The 7,143-nt window shown below is 67.5% G+C and carries 6 protein-coding genes; 3 read left to right on the top strand and 3 right to left on the bottom strand.

Annotated features, from left to right (window positions below; all coding sequences use genetic code 11):
• Positions 1-55: 55 nt before the first annotated feature.
• On the bottom strand, positions 56-976 hold the full coding sequence (locus G3O06_RS34195) for a LysR substrate-binding domain-containing protein (RefSeq protein ID WP_205818851.1): 921 nt from the start codon (positions 974-976) through the stop codon (positions 56-58).
• Positions 977-1,141: 165 nt separating this feature from the next.
• Here G3O06_RS34195 and G3O06_RS34190 point away from each other — a divergent pair, with 165 nt between their 5' ends.
• Positions 1,142-1,792 (top strand): LysE family translocator, encoded by a 651-nt coding sequence (locus tag G3O06_RS34190; protein WP_205818850.1) that lies wholly within the window; start codon positions 1,142-1,144, stop codon positions 1,790-1,792.
• Between the two features lie 58 nt (positions 1,793-1,850).
• The gene (locus tag G3O06_RS34185) at positions 1,851-2,225 is read left to right on the top strand and encodes a gamma-glutamylcyclotransferase family protein (RefSeq protein WP_205818849.1); all 375 of its coding nucleotides are present in this window, start codon (positions 1,851-1,853) and stop codon (positions 2,223-2,225) included.
• A gap of 43 nt (positions 2,226-2,268) precedes the next feature.
• On the opposite strand, the gene G3O06_RS34180 is transcribed toward G3O06_RS34185, so the two are convergent.
• Positions 2,269-2,985, bottom strand: a complete 717-nt coding sequence (locus G3O06_RS34180; protein ID WP_205818848.1) for a DUF3142 domain-containing protein — start codon at positions 2,983-2,985, stop codon at positions 2,269-2,271.
• A gap of 7 nt (positions 2,986-2,992) precedes the next feature.
• Positions 2,993-5,164 carry a hypothetical protein gene (locus G3O06_RS34175; protein ID WP_205818847.1) on the bottom strand — a complete coding sequence of 724 codons (2,172 nt, stop codon included), beginning with the start codon at positions 5,162-5,164 and terminating at the stop codon, positions 2,993-2,995.
• A gap of 456 nt (positions 5,165-5,620) precedes the next feature.
• Here G3O06_RS34175 and G3O06_RS34170 point away from each other — a divergent pair, with 456 nt between their 5' ends.
• Positions 5,621-7,126 (top strand): hypothetical protein, encoded by a 1,506-nt coding sequence (locus G3O06_RS34170; protein ID WP_205818846.1) that lies wholly within the window; start codon positions 5,621-5,623, stop codon positions 7,124-7,126.
• The last annotated feature ends 17 nt before the right edge of the window (positions 7,127-7,143 follow it).

The raw sequence follows: 7,143 nt of genomic DNA, 5'->3' as shown, positions 1-7,143 counted from the left end.
CGAGGTTGCGCCGGTCGCGCCGTCGGCAACGCGGCCGGGCCGCCGGCCGCAGCGGTCAGCCCGGGCCGTTGAAGCGGATGCCCGGAAACGTCAGGCGCGGCATCCGGCTTTCCAGGAACGCGAGCAATTCGCGCACCTGCGCGGCCTTGGCGGAGTCTTCCGGCCAGACGAGGTAGTACGCGTCGCCGGTATTGACGGCCGTCTTGAACGGCAGCACGAGCTGCTTCTCGTCGATGGCCGTCGCACACAGCGCGAGATCGCCGATCGAGAGGCCGTGGCCGGCGATGGCCGCCGCGATCCCCTGTTCGAGCATGTCGAACACCTGCCCGCGCGTGATGTCCACCTCCAGATCGTGGCCGCTGCCCTTGAGCCAGCGCCGCCAGTCGCGCCGGTCGGGCGACGGGTGGATCAGCTCGCACGCCGCCGGATTCGTGCGTGCGACCGTCGCGGTCGCCCGCGAGCACACCGGAATCAGCCATTCGGCGAACAGCTTCACGCACTGCGTGGCCTCGCCGAACTTGCCTGCGCCGAGCAGGATCGCGCAATCGTAGGATTCGCTGAAAAAATCGACGGTATCGACATCCATCCACACGCTTGCGATCTGCACCTCGAACGCTGGCCGCGTGGAGCGAAACGCGGCCAGCGCGTCGAGCAGCCAGCGCATCGTGAGCGTGGACGGCGCCTTGAGCCGCAGCACGTCGCGTTGCGACTGGAACAGCACGCAGGCCTCCTCGATCTGCCGGAAGCCGCGCCGCAGGCCTGACGCGAAGATGTGCGCTTCCGCCGTCACGGTCATTTTCGGGCCGCGCCGGACGAACAGCTTCCGGCCGAAGTACGTCTCGAGCGTCCTGACGTGCTTGCTCACCGCGCTTTGCGTGAGGCTCAGTTCCTCGGCGGCCAGCGTAAACGAGCCGGTGCGCGCGGCGCTTTCGAACGCGCGCAGCGCGTAGACAGGGGGGAGCGGTTTGGCCTTCACGGGTTTCGATTAGGAATAAAACTCATGTCATTCGGCAGGATTTTCCGTTTTTCAACAGCAGGCCGGGCACGCAATACTGCAGAAAACCGTGCAATCCGCTGCGATGAATCCCGATGATGCCACCGTGGCGAGCACGCGCGTCAATCCATTCAACAACTTTTTGTCATGACACTCCATTACCCGCTGCTGTTCGCCTATCTCGCCGCGATCGTGCTGCTCATCGCGACGCCCGGCCCGGTCGTCATGCTCGTGGTCGGCACCGTCGCGCGACGCGGAATCCGCCAGGGCATGCTGACCGCGGTGGGCGCGAATGCCGCGAGCCTCGTGATGATCGCGGGGGCGATGCTGATGGTGTTCGGCGTCGTGCTCGTCAGCGAGCGCCTGCTCACGGGGCTGCACGTGGCGGGTTGCGTGTTCATCGCGGTGCTGGCCGTCCGGACGCTGCTCGGCGAATGGCGCGCCAGCCGGGCGCGCGACGGCAATGACGCGCGGGAAGGCGAACCGGCATCGCAGGCGCGGCGCTTGCCGGGCGTCGTGCGCGGCTTTCTCGTCGGCATCGCGAATCCGAAGGACCTGCTGTTCTTCGTCGCGTTCTTTCCGCAGTTCGTCGGCATCACGCCGGATTCGCGCGTGAGCCTGGCCATCCTGGCCGCACTGTGGATCGCGGTCGATTTCACGATCCTGACCAGTTACATGGCCGCGATCAACCATCCGCTGATCCATCGCAAGCAGCGCTGGATTACTGCGTCGTCGGCGGGCGCGCTGCTCGTGATTGCGCTCGCCGGGCTCGGCAGTGCGATCGCGGGTGCCGCGTAAGCCCGTCGGCGATCTGCGTTACGCTTCGTTTGCCCCCACTCCTTGATCGAGTTCAATCATGTCTAGCACCACCCCGATTTTCTCCGAGCATCTCTTCTCATACGGCACGCTGCAACTCGAACCGGTGCAGCTCGCGACCTTCGGCCGCAAGCTCGACGGTCGTGAGGATGCGATGCCCGGTTACGCGATGACGATGCTGAAGATCGACGACCCGGACGTGGTGGCGACGAGCGGGAAGACGCATCATCCGGTGGTGGCCTATACCGGCCAGGCGGGCGATCGCGTAACGGGTACCGTGTTTGCGATCACGCCGGAAGAACTGCAGCACGCGGACGACTACGAAGTCGACGCGTATCGCCGTGATCGCGTGGTGCTCGAGTCGGGCGTCGCCGCATGGGTGTACGTGGACGCGACTTCGCCGCGCCCGGAATAAATCTCGAGCGCGGGCAGGATCGACGCCGCCGCGCCTTGGCGCGCTAGCCGTTGCGCAGGAACACGACGTAGCCGCGGAACCACGGGTTCGTCGCGAGGTACGGCGGTGCGTCCCATTCGCCTCCCTGGATGATGCCGATGCGAAACGGCAACTGCAGCCGCGCGACGCGCGGCAGGTAGTTGGCGTAATCGGGGATCGTACTGCGGCCCTGGTAGGTCTGCACGACCACTTCGTCGACGATCCCCCTGAGCTGATTGACCTGGTCGGCGTCGATGCGGCTGCTCCAGTCGAGCAACCCCGTGATGCTCAGCCGGCAATCGGCGGGCAGCGTCTCGCGCAACGACTGCAGAAATGCGAGGTAATCCTGCAGGTGGCGCGTGCGCGCATCGAAGTCGATCTGGATGCCGGTGATCGCGCGGCCCGACGCGCGCCAGCGCGTGAGCTGCGCGAGCATGATCTGCGTGACGCGCGGCGTCCAGCGCAGCGTATGGGCACGATAGACGAGCCACACGCGCGCCTGCGGCGCGGGCGGCAGCGCGACGCCCTGCGCGATCACGCGGACCTGCGATTCGTCCCGCGGCGATGCCTCGATCTGCCCTTGCAGCACGTAGACGGTGCGTGCGCCGCGCACGACCGCCTGCGGCTTCACGCCGGCCCATAGCCAGAACGCGTCGTACTGCGCGGCATCGACGGTGCCGGCCAGTGCGGCGCGTCCGGCCAGCAGTAGCGCAAGGCACGCAATGCACGCGATACGCTTCACGCGGCGCTTACCAGTAGTAGCGGAGCTTCTGGGCCCACGGGCTGCCCGGGTAGCTGGCCTTCAGCGTATCGAACCAGCGCTTGCGGGTGTTCTTCGGCACCTCCTTGCCGCCGCATTCGTTGGAGCCGGCCGGCGCATAGCACTTGATCGCACGGTAGTACGCGTAGGCGCGGTCGTTCGGGTTCGCCTGCGCATCGGCCATCACCGTCACGTAGCTCGACATCCGCTCGTACGGCTTGCCCGCGAACTGCGACGGCGCGCCGCCGAGCGTCGGCGGGAGGCGCGTGGCGGACGTCGTCGATGCGTTGCGCATCCACGGCGGCACCGGATCGCTTTCGAGGCCGGGCGCGGGCGGGTGCAGGCGCACGAAATCGGCGAGACAGTTCAGCCCTTTCGCATCGGCGGGATTCTGCTGGAGTGCCGTGGCGATGTCGTTCGCGGACGGGCACGCATAACCGTCTTCGTTTTTGGCGCCGGCTGCGATGAACGGCTTCAACGGATCGGCAGGTTTGCCGGACACCAGCGCGGCATCCGCGATGAACTCGGCGTAATGCGAGCGCGTGAGCTCCTTGTACAGCAGCGTGTACAGCGCGGTGTCGCGCAGCGCGCCGCCGGTCGTCTGGTTTTGCGCCTGCGCGCGTAGCAGGTCCGCATTGGCCGAGCGTTGCAGCAGCACCGCGCGGATCGCGGCGTTCTGCACGGGCGAATCGTCGGCGAACGCGTCGTTGACGAGCCCGGCCTGCTCCAGGTTGATCGCGAGCGCGAGTTCCAGTGCCTCGCGCTGGAAGCGGAATTTCGCGAGCGGGATCAGGTCGCGCCACAGCTGGCGTGCCTTGTCGGTCTGGCCGCTATCCTCCAGCGCGAACCCGCGCAGCGCCTGCTGGCTCAGGCCGAAGTAGTCGAGCGGCTCGGCGGGCGTTTGCGGCAGCAATGCGAGCGCGGCGTCCGGCTTGTGCCCGATCTGAACGTACCAGGTCGCGAGCAGGTAATCGTAGAGCGCGGGCGCATTCGCGAAGCGCGGCTTCTGCGCCTGCAGGTCGTCCAGCGACAGCGGCTTGGCGCGGCTCGAGTCGCTGTTTTCCGACGTGCGCATGCGCAGCAGGTCGACGGTCGCGAGCACGGTTGGCGACTGGATCTGGCGCGCGTCGAATTCCGGCCCGAACAGCAGCTTGCTGTCGAGTTCGTTCGCCAGCTGGATCAGCGGCACGTTCGACGTCGCCGGCGACCAGCGCGCGAGCGCGTGGCCGTACAGGTCGGCCTGCTGCGTTACATTGCCGCCGAGCCACGCGACACGCCGCAGCAGCCCCGTCGCGGAGGTCGCATAGCGCCCCTGCGGATACACCTTCAGGTAAGCGCGAAACACCGTATTCGCGGCGTCGAGCGACACCTTCGTCACGCGGCCGCGCGTCGGCGTGGGGCTGTCGTTGTCGAATACGTTGGCCTGCGCGGCGTTCAGCTGCGCGCGCCCGGCCATATAGAGCCCGGTTTCCTTCAGCCACGGGTTCGCGCTGCGCGAAGCGCTCGCGAAGGCCCTGGTCGCGGTGAGGAAGTCGGCGCGGTAGAACGCGTTCGTGCCGTCGAGGTACGCGGCGAACTGCTGGCCGAGCGGCGACTTGACCGGCGGTTTCGTCCACGCGGCGCTCGCGCCCCCGGCGGCACAGGTCTTCTGCCCGATGTCGGCGCGCGCCGCGCGCAGCCGTGTGGCTTCGTCGGCGGGGAGGCCGCCGGCACGGCCCAGTGCGTCGTTGAACGCGTCGGCGCCCGAGGTCATGCTGCGGCAGATGCTGCCTTCGCCGTCGGCGTACTGGTTCGACGGCGCTGCGGCATCCGCTGCATTGCCGGTCTTGTCCGGCTCCTTCTGCCCGATATAGATCCATCCGGAGAAGTCCATCGGAAACGGCACGATGATCTGGTTGATCCGGTCTTTCGCCGGGATCGTCTTCGGGTCGGGAAACGCCTGTGCGACCTTGACGCTGTCGACCATCATCAGCATCGCGTTGATGCGCGTGTCGTTGGCGGGGCTCAGTATCGGCAGGTTGCCGCAGAAGTACGCATTCTGCCGGAGCGTGGCCGGTGCTTCGCAGCTATCGTCCGAGCTGGCATGGGCGCCGGGGATCCAGAGCAGGCTGGCCGCCAGCGCGGCGAACAGGTTTCGGTGCAGCAAGGGGCTTTTAGGCATTTTCTTCTTGTGCCGGGTATGGGGCCGCAGCGGCCGGGTCTCTCAGGTGAGGCGTTTCGCCCCGGCGCGTATCGTACCGCACCGGCCACCCAGGCCGCGAGCGCGCGCCGGCCGGCCGGGAGTCGCGTCGAATGCGGGCCGGCGAAATGGAAGTCCACTCAGTGTAGACGCAACGCCACCTTGAATCCGGACGCCCTGAATTAAGATGCAGCCGGCAGCGACGGACATCCGACGATAGACGACTTGCCGTCGTCCTCGCTGCCCGACGGGGGCGGTCTGCCGAAAGCGGTGTTCGCATCGATCCGCACGACGGTGTCGATCACGACTGAAGGCGAACGGATGCCGGTTTCCATGCCTGTTCAATAGTATTGCTTATCAATCGGCCGATCGATGCGACGCATCGTACGGCGAACGGCAGACGAGAGTGCGCCGGAACACGACAACAAGAGGATTCCGATGAAACCCATTACATGGATGGTCATGGCAGCCGCGCTCGCGCTGTCTGCATGCGGCGGCGACGACGTCGCCACGAACGGCGGCGCGTCGTTGTCGTCGCCGAACAATCCCGGTTCACCTTCCGGTCCGACCTCGCCCGGTGGCGGTTCGAATGGCGGACCGACGGGCGGCGGGGCCACGCAGCCGCAGGCCGGCTGGTCGAAGGCCGCCGCGGTGGACGGCAAGGGGCCGGAAGGCCAGCCCAGCGTGACCATCGACGCGAGCGGCAACGCGCTCGCGACCTGGATGACCAATGGCCCGGCCGGCATGACCGGCAACGAGATGTGGGGCGCGCGCTATGTGCCGGGCTCGGGCTGGGGAAGCGCGACGCGGCTCGACACGAGCGACGGTTCGCATGCGATGAACGCGCTGACCGGGGTACAGCCGCAACTGGTCGGCAACGCGAGCGGGCAGGCGGTCGCGTTCTGGACCGAATGGACGCCGGGCCCCAACACTTACGCGCTGTGGGCGCGCCCGTACAGCCCGGGTAGCGGATGGGGCGCGCCTGTCACCCTGGCGCCGGACATGGCCGGTTCGTCCTATTCCGCCGGCATGGACGGACAGGGCAACGCGCTCGTCACCTGGACGCAGTCGATCAGCCTGCTCGATACGCGCATCGCATGGACGCGCTATACGCAGGCCGGGCAGTGGTCGCCGACGGCGCTGGTCCAGATGCCGGTGCAGAGCGGGCCGGGCGCCGTGACCGGCGATACCGACAACGTGAGGCCGATGCTGTCGGTCCTGTCGTCCGGCCGCGCGGTGCTTGCGTGGCGGCAGACCAACCATACGAAATCGGCGCTGTGGACGGCCACGTACGACGCGACCAACGGCTGGACCAACGCCAACCAGGTCGTATCGAACTCGAGCCTGTTCACGACGATCATCTCGCCGGTCGCCGGCATGGATGCGAAGGGCAACATCACGCTCGTCTGGGGGCAACTCGACGTGACGGGCGGGAAGCTCTACAACGCCACGATGTCGCAGCGCTATGTATCCGGAACCGGATGGCAGCCCGCGCAGCCCGTCGCCCCGGCGATCGTGGTGCCCACGGGCTTCATCGCGACGCCGATGCTGACCGTCAACGAAAACGGCGTGGCCGCCGCGATGTGGGCGGAAGGCGGCGTGGTCCTGCAGGCGAGCGTGTCGGATGCCAGCGGAAACTGGGGGCCGCTGCAGAAGCTGACGGAACACCTGAACGGGGCGGCGCTCCAGTACCCGCCGCTGGTGGTCGACCCAGCGGGCAACGTGACGGTTGCGTGGGAGGACACGGGCACGCCGAACGCGTCGGTCCTCCTCGTGGCCGGCTACCGGAACGGCGCGTGGAGTACGTCGACGCTGGATCCGCAGGATGGGTCGTGGCCGGCGCTGGCGGTCAACGCGACGGGGGCGATGGCGCTCGTCTGGCAGGGGTTTGCCGCGAACATCGGCAGCCAGATCCAGTCCAGTTTTTACACGCCGGGCTCGTAATCGTGTCGCGTCGGGCA

Source organism: Burkholderia sp. Ac-20345 (assembly GCF_017104825.1).
In the GTDB taxonomy this organism is placed as follows: domain Bacteria; phylum Pseudomonadota; class Gammaproteobacteria; order Burkholderiales; family Burkholderiaceae; genus Burkholderia; species Burkholderia lata_B.
This window is presented reverse-complemented; position numbering and strand designations above follow the sequence as displayed.

What these genes read in the sequence shown, in the direction of transcription:
- G3O06_RS34190 (WP_205818850.1), top strand. Translation starts at nt 1,142, where the DNA reads ATGACACTCCATTACCCGCTGCTGTTCGCCTATCTCGCCGCGATCGTG.
- G3O06_RS34185 (WP_205818849.1), top strand. Translation starts at nt 1,851, where the DNA reads ATGTCTAGCACCACCCCGATTTTCTCCGAGCATCTCTTCTCATACGGC.
- G3O06_RS34175 (WP_205818847.1), bottom strand. Translation starts at nt 5,164, where the DNA reads ATGCCTAAAAGCCCCTTGCTGCACCGAAACCTGTTCGCCGCGCTGGCG.
- G3O06_RS34170 (WP_205818846.1), top strand. Translation starts at nt 5,621, where the DNA reads ATGAAACCCATTACATGGATGGTCATGGCAGCCGCGCTCGCGCTGTCT.